This window comes from Albibacterium bauzanense, assembly GCF_004339765.1.
GTDB classification, from domain to species: Bacteria; Bacteroidota; Bacteroidia; order Sphingobacteriales; family Sphingobacteriaceae; genus Albibacterium; species Albibacterium bauzanense.
Map to the genome: position 1 here is coordinate 102,686 of NZ_SMGO01000001.1, position 19,435 is coordinate 122,120.

The following is a 19,435-nucleotide window of genomic DNA, read 5'->3' on the forward strand; positions in this document are numbered from 1 at the left end:
AATATTTGAAACATGAGCTTAACAAAAACGTACAATCCAAACGATACAGAAGATAAATGGTATAGCTATTGGTTAGAAAAAAAATTCTTTCGTTCTATACCTGATGAACGTGAGCCCTATACCATAGTGATGCCACCGCCGAATGTGACGGGTGTATTGCATATGGGTCATATGTTAAATAATACCATTCAGGATGTGTTGATTCGTCGGGCTAGGATGCAAGGGAAAAATGCTTGTTGGGTGCCTGGAACTGACCATGCTTCTATTGCTACTGAGGCTAAGGTTGTGCATATGCTGAAGGAGCGGGGAATTGATAAAAAATCTATTAGCCGTGAAGAGTTTTTAGAATATGCATGGGAATGGAAAGAAAAATACGGTGGTATTATTCTGGATCAATTAAAAAAACTTGGAGCTTCTTGTGATTGGGACAGAACCCGTTTTACTATGGATCCTGATTTGAGCGAATCGGTTATTGATACTTTTATTCATTTATATAAAGAAGGCTATATATACAGAGGAGTAAGGATGGTAAATTGGGATCCGATGGGCCAAACTGCTCTTTCTGATGAAGAGGTAATTCGTAAGGAGGTTGATCAGCGTTTGTTTTATTTGCGCTATCCAATTGTTGGTTCTGAAAATGAGTATTTAATAATTGCGACTACTCGTCCGGAAACGATTATGGCAGATGCTGCAATATGTGTTAATCCTAATGATCCGCGTTATCAACATTTAAAAGGAAAGAGGGTTATTATTCCATTGGTGAATCGTGAGATTCCTATCATTGAAGATGAGTATGTGGAAATGGATTTCGGTACAGGATGTTTAAAGGTTACTCCAGCACACGATTTAAATGACTTTGAACTTGGACAAAAACATAATTTAGAGATCATTGATATCTTAAATGATGATGGCAGTTTAAATGAAAAGGCTCAGATTCTTATTGGGCAGGACCGTTTTGCTGCAAGAAAGAACATCATTGCGCTATTGGAAAATGACGGGAAGATTGAAAAAATAGAGAATTATAAATCGCAAGTTGGATTTTCAGAACGTACAGACGCTGTTATAGAACCTAAACTATCTATGCAATGGTTTTGCAAAATGGATGAATTAGCGAAGCCAGCTTTAGATTATGTTATGAATGGAGAGGTGAATCTTATACCGGATAAATTCACTAATTCATACAAACATTGGATGGAAAATGTGAAGGATTGGTGTATAAGCAGGCAATTGTGGTGGGGGCAGCGTATTCCTGCCTGGTTTAACAAGGATAATGAATGGGTAGTTGCAAAAACAGAGGCAGATGCTGTAGCAGAATTTGAAAAGGAAGGTAAGAGCATTGAAGGAATTGTTCAAGAGGAAGATGTATTGGATACCTGGTTTTCTTCTGGCTTATGGCCCATCTCTGTATTTGATGGTTTGAAAGACCCTGAAGGTGCTGATATTAATTATTACTATCCTACCAATGATTTAATTACTGCTCCGGAAATTTTATTTTTCTGGGTTGCAAGGATGATGATTTTTGGCCATGAATTTAAGAATCAGGCTCCTTTTAAGAATGTATACTTAACAGGGATTGTTCGTGATAAATTAGGCAGAAAGATGTCTAAATCATTGGGAAACTCGCCTGACCCTCTTGAGTTAATGAAGCTATATGGAACAGATGGTGTGAGAGTAGGTATGCTTCTTTCATCTCCGGCAGGAAATGATTTGATGTTTGATGTTTCTTATTGTGAACAGGGAAGGAACTTCGCAAATAAGATCTGGAATGCCTTCCGTTTGGTAAAAAGCTGGGAATTAAATGATGAAAAAGCCTCTGCTGCAGATTTAAAGGTTGCTAAATGGTTTGAAAGCAAGTTCAATTCAGTATTGATAGAAATAGAAGGTCATTTTGATAATTATCGCTTATCTGATGCTTTAATGGCAACTTATAAGTTAGTATGGGATGATTTTTGTGCGTGGTATCTAGAGTGGGTTAAACCACCTTATCAGCAAGCGATTTCAAAAGAAACTTTTGAAATAACCAGATCGTTTTTTGAGCGTATTTTAACACTGATACATCCCTTTATGCCATTTATAAGTGAAGAATTATGGCATGATGAATTGTTTGGGGAACGCAGTGAATTGGATTGTTGTATTGTTGCAACTTTTCCTAGGTCACAACCGTTTGATCAAGGCATCTTAAAAGAATTTAAACAGCTTCAGTCTATTGTTACTGAGATTCGTAATATAAGAAATGCCAAGCAAATCTCTCCGAAAGAACCTTTGCCTCTTTTCTATAAAGAAGGCTCGAAGATTGATTATGCAGATTGCGAATTTCTGATTTCTAAATTGGCAAATTTAAGTGAGCTGAATCTTACAAAAGAGAATCCTAGCGGTGCAATTAGCTTTTTGATTGGTAGGGATGAGTTCTTTGTGACTATTAATCAGAATGTTGATCCTGAAGCTGAAAGAGAACGGATCCAAAAGGAGATAGCGTATTTAACTGGTTTCTTGAAATCGGTTAATGCTAAACTTTCGAATGAACGTTTTGTTCAAAATGCAAAACCTGATGTTGTTTTGAATGAGCAGAATAAGAAAGCTGATGCAGAAGCGAAGCTGGCTTCTTTGATGGAAAGTATAGAAGGCTTATAAAAATAAAGCCCTGAATTTAAAATTCAGGGCTTTATTTTTATAGTTATATCTGTTTTTTATTTAAACCAATCGGCAACTTCCTCTTTACTTGGCATTGTAATATCAAGCTTCATTTTTTTGCGTAATCCGCCTAAATCATTGAAAACTTTGTTTGCATTGGCCGCTTTTAAAGCTTCGATCGTATTTAAGCCCATTTTTTGCAGAACAGGAACCCAGGCTGTTGGGATACCTTCTTTTTCATAGTCTTCGACAGATGCAACTTTCGTGATTTTTTCTGGACGCATTTGCGGAAAGAAAAGAACATCTTGTATACTTGCCTGGTTTGTCATTAACATGGCTAAGCGATCAATTCCAATTCCGATTCCTGAAGTAGGAGGCATGCCGTATTCCAGAGCACGTAAGAAATCATAGTCAATAAACATAGCCTCATCGTCTCCTCGTTCCATTAACTTTGATTGATCTTCGAATCTTGCTAGTTGATCAATTGGATCATTTAACTCTGAATATGCATTTGCTAACTCTTTACCATTAATCATTAGTTCAAAACGTTCAACAAGACCTTCTTTACTACGATGTTTTTTAGTTAAAGGACTCATTTCTATTGGATAGTCGATAATGAATGTTGGTTGAATGTAATGCTGCTCACATTTTTCGCCAAATATTTCATCAATAAGTTTTCCTTTACCCATGCTTTCGTCAGCTTCAATATGTAATTGCTTACATACATCACGAAGCTCTATTTCATCCATTTGACTTACATCAATTCCTGTATGTTCTTTGATTGCATCGTATATTGAAATCCTTTTATAAGGTGCTGCGAAATTGATTTCTTTATCGCCAACTTGTAAAGTAGTTTTTCCATTAGTGGCCATTGCTATGGTTTCGAATAACTTTTCAGTGATATCCATCATCCACAGATAATCTTTATAAGCTACATAGAATTCCAATACTGTGAATTCAGGGTTGTGAGTGCGATCCATTCCTTCATTTCTGAAGTTACGGCTAAATTCATATACCCAATCGAAACCCCCAACAATAAGGCGCTTTAAATACAGTTCGTTGGCTATACGTAAATATAAAGGAATATCTAAAGCATTATGATGAGTGGTAAAAGGCTTGGCCGCTGCGCCGCCTGGGATACTTTGCAAAACTGGTGTATCTACTTCTAAAGCGCCTTCCTTATTTAAGAAGTCGCGAATCGCTGTTTTAATAGTTGATACCTTAATGAAAGTTTCTTTTACATGTGGGTTTACTACTAAGTCAACATATCGCTGACGATAGCGAAATTCAGGATCAGTTACAGCATCAAATGTTTTACCATCAGCAGATTTTACCACAGGCAGAGGCTTCAACGATTTAGATAAAACTGTAAGTTGCTCAGCATGTATTGAAATGGTTCCTGTTTGTGTAGTAAACACAAATCCTTTGATTCCGATGATATCACCAATGTCGAGAAGTTTTTTGAAAACCGTGTTGTAGAGAGTTTTATCTTCGGTAGGAGAGAGCTCATCGCGGGTTAGATAAACTTGAACTCTTCCTGTTGAATCCTGTAATTCAATAAATGAAGCACTACCCATGATCCGGCGGCTCATCATCCTTCCTGCTATACTTATTGACTTAAAGTCTTCTGGGTGTTGTTCAAAATTTTCAGCAATTAATTTAGCAGTAGTATTAATATCATATGATTCGGCCGGATAGGGATCTATACCTAAGTTTATTAAGGAATTAAGGGCTTCACGGCGTAATATTTCTTGTTCGGAAAGTAGAATACTCATTATAAAATCAAATTTGCGCAAAAATACATATTTTAATCGTATTCATTCAAAATTCAGTATTTCCAGATTATAAATATGTCCTTCTAAAATATAATTCAAGATATTTTAGAATACTTGTAGCACTTGTTATTATTAATCGTTATTAGATGTAGTGAAACAAATTTTATGGGAAATTTTTAAAAAGGTGAACAAATCAAATCAATAATTTATGGTGCTTTGATTAATTAAGCCGAATTTTGGCAAAGATTAAATTTTGAACAGTATACCAATTTCATTTGTGAGTGAGCCTGTTGTAATTTCTAGAGACCAGCATGTACCTAATCTTTTTTGGGCAATAAATGCGTGTGCCAGAAGTAATGATGAGCGTGCGAAAGAATTGATCTATCGAAAATTATACGGTTATATTAATGCTGTTATTAGCCGCTATGTTAAGGATATACACGATACAGAAGAATTGGTCAATGAAACCTTTATAAAGGCTTTTAAAGCTATCCACACATTTTCTTATGCAGATATGGAAGAAAGTAAAGTAGAAAAATTTTTCTACGGATGGATAGGACGGATTGCAGCAAATCTTTCAATTGATCATTTAAGATCTAAGAAAAGGCTTCGAATAAAGGATGACAGCGTTTCAGAGGAGGAGCTAAGGAAGGTTTATGTTGCACCTGCTGATAATTTAGAAGTTCAGGATATATTGAAGCTGTTGAGTCAATTACCCGATGTGCAGCGAATTATTTTCAATTTATATGAAGTAGAAGGATTTAGTCATCAGGAGATAGCACAACAATTGAAAATTCCTGAAAGTACTTCAAGAACTTACCTGACTCGAGCAAAACAAAGATTAAGATTACTTTATAGCCAGTTAATGGAAATAAATAAAAGGAATAATTAAGGTTATGAAACCGGATAAAAATAAAGATATTACTAAGCATATTGCCGAAGTGCTGAAAGGGCATTCGCTTCCTTATGAAGAAGGCGCTTGGGAACGCTTTAAGGATTTTGAGACTACAAAGAAAAGGAAAATTGTGTTATGGCCTTATTTTACTGGGGCTGCAGCTGCAGTAGTTTTGCTAGCGGTGTCTTTGTTTTTATTTACTGGAGAAAATAAGAATGAAAGCCAACAAGTAGTAAAACAAGATGTTACTAAAGATATTGTAGATACACCAGATAATGGTTTAACAGATAGTAGTGAACCTATAAATAGTGAAAGTTTGGTTTCTACTACAACTCAATCGAATTTAGTTGCCACGTTAAATAAGCGCCAAACTGAGAGTGCTGTTATTTCAAATAGTTTATCTGGTTCAAATTCATTAGATATTGAACAGAGAGATTTGAATAGAACGGATCTATCTTCACCGTCTCTCTACCAAAGTGATACAAGTGGGTATAAAGAGGCCCAATCAATTGCTTCAACAGAGCCGAGTACTTCAAATAGTGTAACCCCAGTTCCAAAAGAGATATATACTTCGCCTCATATAGGCTCAGAACCATTAAGTCCGCATGTTGTAAATATTGCAGATAATAAGAAGTGGGATTTTAGTGTGGAATTGTCGCCTAATATAAAGGATAAAGATGTGAATTTTGGCGGTGGAGTCGCTATTGCCTATAATTTGAGTGATAAGATTTCGATTGGTTCGGGTGTATCTTATATGCAACTTGATGCACAGAGAGCACCAAATGGAATAGATATACCTGCAGAGTTTTCAACCCTGGACGGCTCTAAAAATAAATCTTTGAACACCATTAGCACATCATTGACAGGATTAGATATTCCTATTAACTTAAAAATGAATGTGGGAAATGCTATGTATGTCAATGCAGGAGTCTCTGTATTCAGTGTGTTAAATGAATCACGTTATAATAATTTCGAAGAACGTATAGCTGTAACCGCACTTGCAAGTCCAGCATTTTCTCCTTCAGATAGTAGGAAGGAAAAAAGCGGGGTTGAAGCTCAGTCTCTCCATTCTCAAGAGGTGAACAGCAGTACTCCTTATGAGGGTAAGAATTTCACTGGTTTCTTTAATTTCTCAGTTGGATATAAACTGCCGTTTCTCCCAAAGATGAACCTGGCAATTGAACCTTATTTTAAAATACCTATTGGTAGCCTTTCTGATCAGGACATGGATTTAAATAACGGTGGTTTTAAAATTAAAGCCAGTTTTTAGTCTTTATAGCTGATTCCCATATTTTGGAACATAAAGGCCCATTTATCTGCGGCTTCTTCTATGATTTTATCAGTTGGCTTCCCTGCACCATGTCCGGCGTTTGTTTCAATGCGAATCAATACAGGGTTTTCTCCTTGGTGATATTCTTGTAGACGAGCTGCAAATTTAAAGGAGTGTGCCGGAACAACACGGTCATCATGATCAGCTGTTGTAATTAATGTTGCCGGATAAGAAACACCTTGTTTAATAGCATGATAAGGAGAATACTTAATCAAATACTCAAACATCTCCTTGGAGTCTTCTGCCGTGCCATAATCGAATGACCAACCTGCTCCTGCAGTAAATTTATTGTATCGTAGCATATCGAGAACGCCGACAGCTGGTAGTGCTACTTTAAAGAGCTCTGGACGTTGCGCCATTGCAGCTCCGACTAATAAACCACCATTTGAACCTCCTGCGATTGCAAGCTTTTCTGAAGAAGTATATTTATTTTCAATTAAGTATTCAGCAGCAGCTATGAAGTCATCAAAAACATTCTGCTTCTGCATTTTTGTGCCTGCGACATGCCATTTTTCACCGTATTCACCACCACCACGAATATTTGCTACTGCATATACTCCTCCTTGTTCGAGTAGAATAATATTAGAGACGCTAAATGTAGGAGTGAGGCTAACATTGAAGCCCCCGTATCCGTATAATAGGGTTGGATTATGTCCATTTAATTCAATACCTTTTTTGTATGTGATAATCATTGGAATCTTTGTGCCATCTTTTGATTCGTAGAAAACCTGCTCGGATTCATACAGTGATGGATCAAAATCTACCCCAGCCTTTTTATATTCAGAAGACTCGCCATTATTGATGTTATATTTAAAAATAGTAGGCGGGTATATATGAGATGTAAAGCTATAATATAGTTCTGTTTCGTTTTCTTTTGCCGAAAAACCGGATGCAGTTCCAACTGCGGGTAATTCGATGTTACGTTCTAGCTTTCCTGAATAATCGTACTGTTGTACAAGCGATGTGGCATCTTTTAAATAGTTAGCAAATATTTTTCCTCCACCCGTACTAACATTTAATACATCTTCAGTTTCTGGGATAATATCTTTCCAATTTTCAATACCAAGGTTATCAATACTTGTACTTACAACACGATAATTTGGAGCATTCAAATTAGTGTAAATAAACAATGTTTCTCCTTGATTATCCAGAACATAGTATTCTTGTTCAAAATTATTAATGATATTGATAATGGGAGAGTCCGGTTTTGATAGATCTTGAATGTATAATTCATTGCCGCTCGTGGTATTGGCCGCAGTAATTATTAGAAAACGTTCATCTTCTGTTAATGTGGCATCAATGTATCTTCGTTTAGTTTTATCTCCTCCAAAAATCAATTCATCTTCACTTTGAGGAGTTCCTAATTTGTGGAAATAAAGTTTATGATATTGTGTTAGACCTGATAAAGTACTACCTTCTTTCGGTTTATCATAACTGCTATAGTAAAAGCCTTCGTTGCCTTTCCAAGCTAATCCTGTGAATTTTAAATCGACAAGGGTATCTCCAATTATTTTATTTTCTATGGCATTAAGTATGATTGCCTTTCTCCAGTCAGATCCGCCTTCTGAGATTTGATAGGCAGCTAAGCTGCCATCTTTTGAAAAGGAGATGCCTGCTAATGAAGTAGTTCCTTCGGCAGAAAATTTATTTGGATCTAAGAATACTTTAGCATTCTCTTCTCCTTTTTGACGATAGAGTACATATTGATTCTGTAATCCATCATTTTTAGAGAAGTAGGTGAAATCGCCTTCTTTGTAGGGAGCAGTAAATTTTTCATAGTTCCAGAGATTTTCTAATCGATTCTTTATTGCATTTCGATAAGGTATCTGTGATAAATAGTTTTTAGTAACTTCATTTTCTTGAATAACCCACGCTTTGGTATCTTCGGCCATATCATCTTCTAACCAACGGTATGGATCTGTAACTTGAGTGCCAAAATAAGTATCTATAGTCTCAGTCTTTTTTGTATCTGGATAAGGCATTATGCTAATATCTTTATTAGGGTTAATTATCTCGGAAGTTGGATTTTCATTATTACAGGCTACCAGTAAGGTTGCACAAAGTAATATTCTTGTAGTCGTTTTCATCTATGCTCTTGCTTTAATCTTAGCAAATTTAATTGAATATCTTGAATTGCAAAAACAGCATCTTTTTGTAAGTTTGTTTTTATGATAAAAGCCGGAAAACTTTATTTCGCATCTGATTTTCATTTGGGTGTGCCTTCTTATGAAAGTAGTCTACAAAGGGAGAAGCGAATTATTGATTGGCTCGAATATATAAAGCATGATGCTGCCGAAGTTTTTTTGATGGGAGATGTTTTTGATTTTTGGTTTGAATATAAGCATGTTATTCCTAAAGGGTACATTCGTTTCTTGGCAAAATTGGCAGAACTTGTATCAATGGGGATAAAGGTTACACTTTTTAAGGGAAACCATGATATGTGGATGTTTGGCTATTTGGAAAAAGAGATTGGTGTGAAGATTGTGTCGGATGAGCTCATATTAATGCATAGTGGTAAACGATTCTATTTGCATCATGGAGATGGGTTAGGACCTGGAGATAAAAAGTACAAGATTTTAAAGAAAATATTTAGAAGCAGATTGAGCCAATGGCTATTCTCCTGGCTGCATCCTAATATAGGAATGGCTATTGCCGAAATGTGGTCTAAAAACAGCAGGATAGCTAATAATAAAAAAGAAGAATTTAGAAGTGAAGATGAAGAGTGGTTGGTTGGCTTCTCAAAGGAAAAATTAAAGACAGAGCATTTTGATTACTTTATTTATGGCCATCGGCATTTGCCTTTATCGATTGACTTAGGAAAAGGAAGCCTTTATATCAATTTAGGCGAGTGGATTAATTATAACAGTTATGCCGTCTTTGACGGAAGAGATTTAGAATTAAAATATTGGGGTAAGCTTTTATAGTTATTTGAACTTACACCAATATTTATTCTAATTAATTGTTATGATTTAGAATATCATAACCAAATTCTTCTTCTTCAACATCTGTACTAATTAAACCTTTTGCCCAAATAGTATATATGTTACCATCTTTTAACTCTAAATCAACTGGTAGGTTGACTGAATTTCCACTGTGTGATTTGATGGTAGCTTCATAGTTGCCAGCGTCTACTTCCTGAAAACTTGTGTACTCATTGAATTTTTTGTCACTTGCTAAGGTTGTAGTTTGGGAAATGTTAAAATCAAGTGCTGGTGCATCTGGACTTAAATTTACAAAACGTATTTTCGCTTTACCTTCTACTGGTTTTGTTAGGTCATCATCGATTAATAGGGAAGTAAGAGACTCCTTTTTTCCACTTATAAATAGACTGTAATAGTTCCCACTTGTTAATTTTAACTCCACTTCATGAAGTGGGGTAATGAAATTATTTTTTTCATAAATTCTCGCTAAACGGGATCCCGAAAATGCTCTGAAGTAAGGAATTCTTTTTCCATATACAAACTCTGGTCCGCTGGGATCCAGTATTCTTTGATTATCTAAAACAAAATCAAACGCAGGAGAGTTTGGAGATGCATGAATTACTGTAATGGCAGAAACAATAGAGCCAGTGTCTGGACCTGAATCTTTTAAGCAGGAACTTAGCGAAAATGATATTAAGGCAAATAGCAAGAGCATTATTGAGGATGCCTTTGACGATTTAATTTTGAAAGCAGTTTTCATATAATATTGATCTAGATATTAGTGTTTGCTTATTGCAATTTACAACTATTCAAGTAGAACGTCCTATTTAAATATCATGCTACAATTTTTTAAAATATTCAGTCCATGAATCATGAGTTCATAGAAATCATCAAAATTTCCGTAAGTTTGTCTAAACGAACAATGTCCTATAAATGCCTATAAAAGGAAATCAATTTAGATCAAACACGGCTAAGAGTGGAAATTTAAATAATGGCCAATCTACGAGACGCGCTGCTCCAAAGAGGGTAGGTCGTTCAGAGCAAATACCCAATTTGCGATTCAGTGGTAGCAAAATAGCAAAAATTATAGGTTTATTTTTATTGCTATTAAGCATTTACTTTCTTGTGGCTTTTGTTTCTTACTTGTTTACCTGGCAAGAAGACCAGAGCTATGTGTCTTTCTCAAATGGAGGATGGTCAAACCTGTTGAAAAGCCAGGAAGAGTTAATAGCAGGAGGCGTTAAGGACCCACTTGTTGAAAACTGGTTGGGTAAGTTCGGTGCTTTATTGGCTCATCAATTTATATATAAATGGTTTGGGATTGCATCTTTCATATTCCTGTTCGTATTTTTTGCAATTGGTCATCGTTTATTGTTTAGAGTTCGTTTATTTTCACTGCTTAAGGCTTTAGGATATTCGTTTTTCTTTTTGATATTTATATCAGTAACATTGGGCTATTTTCATAGCTTTTTAAGTAATTATCCACATTTTTTAGAGGGCGAATTTGGATTTTGGACAAATCGTTTATTGCAAGTTCAGCTTGGAAATGCTGGAGTAGGCGGGTTGCTTGTTTTCGCTGCATTGACGTTTATGGTTATCGCTTATAATTTAGATTTTAAGCTTCCTGAAAGAAGAAGTCGGGATGATAAACCAGAAAGTATAAAGGATGATTTTGAGGCTATAATTTCACCAGACTATAAATCTGAACAAATTGAACTGAATCCGAAATTTAATGAGAGGAAGGAAGATACTCCTTTATCCCATGCAACAGTTGCTAAGCAAAAAGAAGTTGTAATTGATAAGGAATTAACTCTTACAGCAGAACGTAATAGTGTTGTTGTAGAAGAAGAAGAAGATACTAAATTGTCTCCAAACCTAGCTGTTGAGGAAGTTGTTGAGGAGAAGAAGGCTGATGCAAATGTGTTAGTAGAGAAGTTTGGTCAATATGACCCGCAATTAGATTTATCGAGCTATAAATTTCCTCACTTAGGCTTATTGCGTGATTATGGAACAGGTAAAATTGTGGTTAATAGTGCCGAACTTGAGGCTAATAAAGACCGTATTGTTGAAACCCTGGGAAATTATAATATTGAAATTGAGAAAATTAAGGCAACGATCGGTCCGACGGTTACTTTATATGAAATTGTTCCGAAGCCAGGTGTTAGAATTTCAAGGATTAAGAACTTAGAGGATGATATTGCACTTAGTTTAGCTGCGTTAGGTATTCGAATTATTGCCCCAATGCCAGGCAAGGGTACGATCGGGATTGAAGTTCCAAATAGTCAACCTGAAATGGTATCCATGCGATCAGTTATTGCTACTGAGAAGTTTCAGCATACAGATATGGATTTGCCAATTGCTTTTGGTAAAACTATTACAAATGAAGTCTTTATTGCAGACCTGGCTAAAATGCCTCACTTATTAGTGGCAGGTGCTACCGGACAAGGAAAATCGGTAGGAATTAATGCAATTATTACTTCGTTGCTGTTTAAGCGCCATCCGGCAGAATTGAAATTTGTATTGGTGGATCCTAAAAAAGTGGAGCTTTCTCTTTTCAATACCATTGAACGTCACTTTTTGGCTAAGCTACCAGGAGAAGAAGACGCTATTATAACAGATACGAAAAAGGTTATCAATACATTAAATTCCCTGTGTATTGAAATGGACCTACGTTATGATTTATTAAAGAATGCAGGTGTTAGAAACCTAAAAGAGTATAACGCAAAGTTTGTTAATCGTCGTTTAAATCCTGAAGAAGGTCATCGTTTCTTGCCGTTTATTGTTTTGATCGTTGATGAGTTTGCTGATTTAATGATGACTGCTGGTAAGGAGATTGAAGCGCCTATCGCTCGATTAGCTCAATTAGCCCGTGCCGTTGGTATTCATTTAGTTATTGCAACTCAGAGGCCTTCGGTTAATATTATAACTGGTACTATAAAAGCTAACTTTCCTGCTCGTTTGGCTTTCAGGGTGTTATCTCGTATTGATTCAAGGACTATTTTAGATACAGGTGGAGCCGATCAACTTATTGGGCGTGGAGATATGCTTTTGTCAACTGGTAGTGATTTAATTCGTATTCAGTGCGCATTTGTTGACACTCCTGAAGTGGAAGCAATTTCTGAGTATATAGGATCACAGCGAGGTTATTCTTCTGCTTTTTTGTTGCCTGAGTATGTTGATGAAAATAGCAAAGGAACGGCATCCGATTCATTTGGAGAAGAAGACCGTGATTCATTGTTTGAAGATGCAGCTCGTTTAATTGTATTGCACCAACAGGGCTCAACCTCCCTTATTCAACGGAAATTGAAATTAGGTTATAATCGGGCAGGTCGAATTATAGATCAGTTGGAACAAGCTGGAATAGTTGGACAGTTTGAAGGAAGTAAAGCACGAGAAGTTTTATACCCAGATGAAGGGTCATTGGAACGGTATTTGGATACATTGCGTAAGGAGGGTTAATATTATTATGAAAGCTTCGTTTGTCCTTACGTTTATATTTTCGACTATTTCCTTTATTTCTACTGCTATTGCTCAGAATAATTCATCGGCAAAATCTGTTTTAGATAATGCTAGCAAGGTTTATTCGTCTTATAAAACTATAATGGCTGATTTCACCTTGCAAGGGAATAATAAGCAGGAGAATTCAAATTTTAGTGAAAAAGGGAAAGTTTATTTAGTTCCAGGTTCAGGGAAGTTTAAAATTGAAATGGATAACCACGCTATAATTAGCGATGGAAAGACTCAATGGAATGTTCTATTAGACTTAGGAGAAGCGCAAATTACAGATGTAAATCCAGCTGATAAATCCATCAATCCATCCAATATCTTTAACTTCTATACAAGTGGTTATCAGATGAATAAACTCGGTGAAACTAAAGTTGGAACGAATGTTTTGTCTATTATAGAACTTGTACCAACCGATCAATCTCAAAATATATCTAAGATACAGCTTCGAATAAATAATTCAAGCGGATTTATTTATGATGCCAGTGTATTTGATAAGAATGGGAATAAATACACATATACATTAACAAATATTGAGGTAAACAAAACTTTTTCATCAGGTATCTTTAGTTTCTATAAGCATAACTATCCTGATATTGAGATTGTTGATTTGCGTTAATAATTTTATTTATTATGCTTCCTTTTACACAACATAGCCTGCATAAGCTTGAAGATTTATTAAAAGCCAGCAATTATAAGATCCGCTATGAAAAGGGAAATTTCAAATCGGGTGTATGTGTTTTACTGCAAGATAAAGTTTTGGTCATCAATAAGTTTTCAGATATAGAAGTCAAGATTAATTCATTGATTGAAACTATTAGAGAATTAGATTTTTCTAATTCAATGCTGGATGATAAACAAAAGAAGTTTTTATATTTGGTTAAACAAACAAAACTAAACCTGTGACCATAACCTTTTTAGGAACTGGTACGTCTCAAGGGGTACCGGTTATAGCTTGTGAATGCCCGGTTTGTCTATCTACAGATAAAAGAGATAAGCGCTTACGATCTTCTATTCTAATTGAAATAAACGGGAAGAATATAGTTATAGATACCGGTCCGGATTTCAGGTATCAAATGTTACGAGAAAATGTGAAACATTTAGATGCTATTTTATTCACACATGAACATAAAGATCATATAGCAGGTTTAGATGACATACGTGCATTTAACTATAAACAGAAGGCTGCTATACCCATATATGCAAGTCAGCGGGTGATTAAAGCATTAGAACGTGAATTTTATTATATTTTTTCAAGTTTAAGCTATCCAGGTATCCCGCAAGTTCATATTCATGAAATAACGAATGATGCTTTTACAATTGATGATATAAAGATAAGACCTATTGAAGTACAGCATTTTAAATTACCTGTAATGGGATTTAGAATTAATGATTTTACATATATCACGGATGCTAAAACGGTTGATGATGATGAATTTCAAAAAATTATAGGAACGAAAGTTCTTGTTATAAATGCTTTACAACGAGAAAAACATATTTCACATTTTACGCTCAGTGAGGCTATTTCTTTTGCTAAAAAGATTAATGCAGAGAGGACCTATTTTACACATATCAGCCATTTATTAGGCAAGCATTCTGATGTTTCCAATGAGCTTCCTGAAGCGATTTTTCTTGCTTATGATGGCTTAAAGCTTACGCTATAAGAGCTTCTGTTTATATTTTTTCTATTCTGGTTAAAACTTTTATGGTGTTTTTTCCTTTATAATGTAATTATTAACATTAAATAGAAAAGATTATGGGAAACTTATTGTACATCATCGCCGTGATATTGGTTATCATTTGGGCGATCAGTTTTTTTGGAGGATATGCATCAGGAGGGATTATTCATATCCTTCTAGTTATAGCTATTATTGCAATTTTATTGAGATTGATTAGAGGAGCAGCTTAATTATTTCACCCAAATAGCCGCGATATCTATATCCGTGGGATAAGTTATCTTAATATTCCGGATATCCCCTTCAATTAAATGAATTGGATATCCGGATTTTTCAATTACTGAGGCATCGTCTGTAAAACTTTCTTCAAACTTATGCTTATAAGCTTCTTGGAGAAGGTCAGCTCTAAAAACTTGTGGCGTTTGTATTATTAATACTGAGTCACGATCAATTGCTTTATTCTCTTTTTTCGCATTGATAATGCGTATTGAATCTCTGCTCTTAATGGCTGGGATAGCTGAACCATTGCTTTCGGCAGTGCTATAGGCTCTGTTTATAACCTCTTGACTAATTAATGGTCTGACACCATCATGTATACCTATCAATACATTAGTTAAAAATGATTCTTGTTTGAAAATGAAATCCAGTCCATTTTTTACTGAATGGAAACGACTTTCTCCTCCATATACAAGATCATACGGGACTTCGAAGGCATATTTCTTGCAAAGGTCTTCCCAGAGCTTTTGATGAGCCTTATTAATTACTAATATTATTTTAATTGATTTATCGTTCCTGTAAAATGCATATAAACTATGCATAAGTATAGGTAAACCATTTAATAGATGAAATTGCTTAGGAAGTGAACTGTCCATTCTGGAACCTGTCCCTCCACTAACGATTATTACGTATTTCGATAATACCGCCACAATCTATCCGACTTTTGTTATATGATTAACATTGCGTCACCATAGCTATAAAAACGATATTTTTCTTTTACAGCAACTTCATAGGCATTCATCACATTTTCATAACCTCCGAATGCACTTACCATCATTAATAGAGTTGATTCAGGAGTATGGAAGTTTGTAATCATACTATTTGCTATACTGAAGTCATAAGGAGGAAAGATAAACTTGCTAGTCCAGCTATTTGCAGCTTTCAAACGAAGGTTTGCTGAAACTGCTGATTCTATAGCGCGCATACTGGTTGTACCAACAGCACACACTCTTCTTTTATTATCGATTGCTTCATTTACAAGTTCTGCTTCTTTTTCACCGACAATGAATTGCTCTGAATCCATTTTATGTTTGGTAAGATCTTCAACTTCTACTGTTCTAAAAGTTCCTAAACCAACATGAAGGGTTACTTCTGCAAACTCTACACCCTTTAATTCCAATCGTTTCATTAACTCCCGACTAAAATGTAAACCTGCAGTAGGTGCAGCTACGGCTCCTTCATGCTTAGCATAAATGGTTTGATAGCGAAATTTATCTTCCGGAACAGCTTTACGATTAATGTATTTAGGAAGGGGTGTTTCTCCCAATATTTCTATGTTTTTACGAAATTCTTCGTCAGTTCCATCAAATAAGAAACGGATTGTACGTCCTCTTGACGTGGTATTATCAACTACTTCAGCCACCAATAAATCGTCGTCTCCAAAATAGAGCTTATTGCCAACGCGAATTTTTCTGGCCGGGTCAACGAGTACGTCCCATAATCTTAATTCTTTATTTAACTCACGCAGCAAAAAGACTTCAATTGTAGCACCGGTTTTTTCTTTATTACCATAAAGGCGGGCAGGAAATACTTTTGTATTATTGAAGATCATTACATCTTTCTCATCAAAATACTCAAGTATATCTTTAAATATTTTATGCTCGATCTCTCCAGTATCTTTATGTAAAACCATTAAACGAGATTCATCACGAGTCGGAGTGGGATGTGATGCAATTAAGGACTGTGGTAAATTAAATTTGAATTGAGATAGTTTCATAATATATATTGAAATAGTATAACCTTTGAAACTCAAATAATAAGAATTTGTTTGTTCATTAATTATTTGATATTAGTGTATAAATCAGCGCGCAAATATACGATTTTTTAACGATTATTTTTAATACTTAATTCTTGATATATATTGTAAATATTTTATAGTATATACATGTAACTAATTTTACTTTTATACGTCTTAGTTATATATGATTGTTTTAAAACTACTAGGCGAAAGCTTTCGTTTTGCATTTTCAGCTTTGCGCGGCAATAAAACTCGTACTTTATTGTCCTTATTAGGCATCACGATAGGTATTATGACCATAATAGCTGTCTTTTCTGCTGTGGATACGCTTCGCTCCAATCTGGAGAGCAGTGTTGAGAAATTAGGCAGTAAGACAATTTATGTTGCAAAATGGCCATGGGATGGTGGACCTGATTTCCCTTGGTGGAAATATGAGAACCGTCCGGAACCTACTTTACGAGATTTTGAACAGTTGCAAAGTCGTTTAACTATGGTCGATGGAATCTGTTATTCAGTTTCTTTAGGAAATAGGACCGTAAAGTTTTTAAACAATAATGTAGAAGGAGCAACAATATCCGGTGCTTCTTATGACTTCTATAAAATAAGAGATCTTGAGTTTGAATCAGGGAGGTACTTTACTTCTTTAGAATCCGACCATGGTACACCGGTTTCAATTATTGGCTCTACAATAGCTGGTGCATTATATCCAAATATGGATCCTATTGGAAAAGAACTTGTAATTCTAGGACGGAAAACTATCGTGATTGGAATATTTAAAGAAGAGGGAGAGGGTATGCTAATGGATGTGTCTCTTGATAACAGTATTTTAGTCCCTTTAAACTTTATTAAAAACCTTATACATGTTGAAGATTACGGCCCTAACATTGTTATTCAAGCTGCAGTAAAATATCCATTAGAGGAAACTGAAAGTGAAGTACGTGGGGTATTACGCTCCATACATCGACTTAGTCCTATTCAAGAAGATGATTTCTCATTGAATAAAACAACCTTAATAACCGCACAGTTAGATGAACTGTTTACAATTATTAATGCTGCTGGTCTATTTATCGGAATCTTTTCAATTTTAGTAGGAGGTTTTGGAATTGCAAATATCATGTTTGTTTCAGTTAAGGAACGTACGCCATTAATTGGAATTCAAAAGTCTTTGGGAGCTAAGAACTACTTTATTCTGGCGCAATTTTTAATTGAGGCTATAATGCTTTGTATCCTGGGTGGCTTAATAGGGCTTGGAATAGTTTATCTTTTAGCATTTATTGTTAAAATGGGCTTCGATTTAGCAATTGTTGTTGATTTTAGCAAAGTTATCTTAACCCTTATATTATCAACTGTTATTGGATTAATAGCTGGTATTATACCTGCAGTAATGGCTTCCAGATTAGATCCTGTGGAGGCGATCCGAAGTTAACCGACTTTATTAGTTTTAGTTTTTAGTTTTAATGAGAAGGGCTGTTCAGATATAATCTGAACAGCCCTTCTTTATTGTTTTATTACATATCCTATTGCAATTTAGCTAAGGCGTTTTTAATTCTCTTTAGAGCTTCTATCAAATTTTCTTCTGATGCTGCATAAGAAAAACGAATGCAATCATTATTGCCAAATGAATCTCCACCTACTGTTGCAACGTGTCCGGTATTTAAAAGGTAAAGAACCATATCTGCTGAATCCTTTATAACTTCACCAGTTTCCGTTTTCTTTCCGAAAAAAGAACTGATATCAGGAAAGAAATAAAATGCACCTTCTGGAAGGTTGGTTTTAACTCCTGGAATATCTTTTAATAAATTATATACAATACCTCTTCTCTTTAAAAAAGCATCTCTCATAAGTAATACGCTTTCTAATCCTCCTTCGTAAGCTGCCAAGGCTGCTCTCTGAGCAATAGAGCATGTGCCAGAGGTGATTTGTCCTTGCAGTTTATCTGTGGCAGCTGCAATCGCAGCGTTTGCAGCTAAATAGCCAACTCGCCAGCCAGTCATTGCATAGGCCTTTGAGAATCCATTTACAACAATTACCCGATCTTTAATAGAATCAAATTGTGCAATAGATTCATGTTTACCTGTAAAATTGATATGTTCATAAATTTCATCAGATAATATATAGATGTTAGGATATTTTTCAAAAACTTTCGCTAATGACTCTAACTCATCCTTGCTATACATACTACCTGTTGGATTGCAGGGAGATGAAAACATAAATAGTTTAGTTTTCGGGGTAATTGCTGCCTCTAACTCTGCAGCACTGATTTTAAAATCGCTTTCAATGGTAGCATCGATAAATACCGATTCTCCATCAGCTAGTTTTACCATTTCAGAATATGAAACCCAATAAGGAGTTGGAATAATTACCTCATCTCCTGGATTTATCAAGCACATAATAACATTCGCCAAAGATTGTTTTGCTCCGGTTGATACTACGATTTGTGAAATATCGTAATCTAAGTTATTCTCTTCCTTTAATTTATTTACAATAGCTTTTCTTAGATCAGGGTATCCAGGTACAGGAGAATAGTATGTGTAATTATCGTCCATTGCTTTTTTTGCAGCTTCCTTTATATGATTAGGAGTAGGGAAGTCTGGTTCGCCAAAGCTTAGGCTGATTACATTTACACCTTTTGCTGTTAATTCTCTTCCTAATTTAGCCATTTTTATTGTGGCAGATTCAGAGAGGTTAT

16 protein-coding genes are annotated in these 19,435 nt (G+C 35.3%); 10 read left to right on the plus strand and 6 right to left on the minus strand.

Going from position 1 to position 19,435, the window contains the following annotated elements:
• Positions 1–12 precede the first annotated feature (12 nt).
• Positions 13–2,631 (plus strand): valine--tRNA ligase, encoded by a 2,619-nt coding sequence (locus tag C8N28_RS00430; RefSeq protein ID WP_132220445.1) that lies wholly within the window; start codon positions 13–15, stop codon positions 2,629–2,631.
• A gap of 56 nt (positions 2,632–2,687) precedes the next feature.
• On the opposite strand, the gene lysS is transcribed toward C8N28_RS00430, so the two are convergent.
• The gene (gene lysS, locus C8N28_RS00435) at positions 2,688–4,406 is read right to left on the minus strand and encodes a lysine--tRNA ligase (RefSeq protein ID WP_132220447.1); all 1,719 of its coding nucleotides are present in this window, start codon (positions 4,404–4,406) and stop codon (positions 2,688–2,690) included.
• A gap of 253 nt (positions 4,407–4,659) precedes the next feature.
• On the opposite strand from lysS, the gene C8N28_RS00440 reads away from it, so the two are divergent.
• Entirely contained in the window at positions 4,660–5,298 is a 639-nt protein-coding gene (locus C8N28_RS00440) for an RNA polymerase sigma factor (RefSeq protein WP_246012674.1), read from the plus strand.
• A 4-nt stretch (positions 5,299–5,302) separates the two neighbouring features.
• Complete coding sequence (locus C8N28_RS00445; RefSeq protein ID WP_132220449.1) at positions 5,303–6,571, plus strand: porin family protein; 1,269 nt, start codon at positions 5,303–5,305, stop codon at positions 6,569–6,571.
• Here C8N28_RS00445 and C8N28_RS00450 read toward each other — a convergent pair.
• Positions 6,568–8,613: a prolyl oligopeptidase family serine peptidase gene (locus C8N28_RS00450; protein WP_221410200.1), complete on the minus strand. Its 2,046-nt coding sequence runs from the start codon at positions 8,611–8,613 to the stop codon at positions 6,568–6,570. The two genes, C8N28_RS00445 and C8N28_RS00450, sit on opposite strands and share 4 nt — an antisense overlap.
• A 186-nt stretch (positions 8,614–8,799) precedes the next feature.
• Here C8N28_RS00450 and C8N28_RS00455 point away from each other — a divergent pair, with 186 nt between their 5' ends.
• Positions 8,800–9,555 carry a UDP-2,3-diacylglucosamine diphosphatase gene (locus C8N28_RS00455; RefSeq protein WP_132220453.1) on the plus strand — a complete coding sequence of 252 codons (756 nt, stop codon included), beginning with the start codon at positions 8,800–8,802 and terminating at the stop codon, positions 9,553–9,555.
• A gap of 31 nt (positions 9,556–9,586) precedes the next feature.
• Here the strand turns inward: C8N28_RS00455 and C8N28_RS00460 are convergent, their stop codons facing one another.
• Entirely contained in the window at positions 9,587–10,312 is a 726-nt protein-coding gene (locus C8N28_RS00460) for a DUF4397 domain-containing protein (protein ID WP_132220455.1), read from the minus strand.
• Positions 10,313–10,485: 173 nt separating this feature from the next.
• Here C8N28_RS00460 and C8N28_RS00465 point away from each other — a divergent pair, with 173 nt between their 5' ends.
• From C8N28_RS00465 to C8N28_RS00485, 5 genes are all read left to right on the plus strand, one after another.
• The gene (locus C8N28_RS00465; RefSeq protein WP_132220457.1) at positions 10,486–13,011 is read left to right on the plus strand and encodes an FtsK/SpoIIIE family DNA translocase; all 2,526 of its coding nucleotides are present in this window, start codon (positions 10,486–10,488) and stop codon (positions 13,009–13,011) included.
• A gap of 7 nt (positions 13,012–13,018) precedes the next feature.
• Entirely contained in the window at positions 13,019–13,675 is a 657-nt protein-coding gene (locus C8N28_RS00470; RefSeq protein WP_165870275.1) for a LolA family protein, read from the plus strand.
• A gap of 14 nt (positions 13,676–13,689) precedes the next feature.
• Entirely contained in the window at positions 13,690–13,962 is a 273-nt protein-coding gene (locus C8N28_RS00475; protein WP_132220461.1) for a hypothetical protein, read from the plus strand.
• Complete coding sequence (locus tag C8N28_RS00480) at positions 13,959–14,720, plus strand: MBL fold metallo-hydrolase (protein WP_132220463.1); 762 nt, start codon at positions 13,959–13,961, stop codon at positions 14,718–14,720. The genes C8N28_RS00475 and C8N28_RS00480 overlap by 4 nt, the downstream gene beginning before the upstream one ends.
• A gap of 92 nt (positions 14,721–14,812) precedes the next feature.
• A complete protein-coding gene (locus tag C8N28_RS00485) occupies positions 14,813–14,965 on the plus strand; it encodes a lmo0937 family membrane protein (RefSeq protein WP_132220465.1) in 153 nt (50 codons plus the stop codon).
• Here C8N28_RS00485 and C8N28_RS00490 read toward each other — a convergent pair whose 3' ends face one another.
• Positions 14,966–15,658 carry a 2-C-methyl-D-erythritol 4-phosphate cytidylyltransferase gene (locus tag C8N28_RS00490; RefSeq protein ID WP_132220467.1) on the minus strand — a complete coding sequence of 231 codons (693 nt, stop codon included), beginning with the start codon at positions 15,656–15,658 and terminating at the stop codon, positions 14,966–14,968.
• 17 nt (positions 15,659–15,675) lie between these two features.
• On the minus strand, positions 15,676–16,725 hold the full coding sequence (gene queA, locus C8N28_RS00495) for a tRNA preQ1(34) S-adenosylmethionine ribosyltransferase-isomerase QueA (RefSeq protein ID WP_132220469.1): 1,050 nt from the start codon (positions 16,723–16,725) through the stop codon (positions 15,676–15,678).
• 205 nt (positions 16,726–16,930) lie between these two features.
• Here queA and C8N28_RS00500 point away from each other — a divergent pair, with 205 nt between their 5' ends.
• Positions 16,931–18,172, plus strand: a complete 1,242-nt coding sequence (locus C8N28_RS00500; RefSeq protein WP_132220471.1) for an ABC transporter permease — start codon at positions 16,931–16,933, stop codon at positions 18,170–18,172.
• Positions 18,173–18,263: 91 nt separating this feature from the next.
• Here C8N28_RS00500 and C8N28_RS00505 read toward each other — a convergent pair whose 3' ends face one another.
• Positions 18,264–19,406 carry a pyridoxal phosphate-dependent aminotransferase gene (locus tag C8N28_RS00505; protein WP_132222456.1) on the minus strand — a complete coding sequence of 381 codons (1,143 nt, stop codon included), beginning with the start codon at positions 19,404–19,406 and terminating at the stop codon, positions 18,264–18,266.
• Positions 19,407–19,435: the final 29 nt, after the last annotated feature.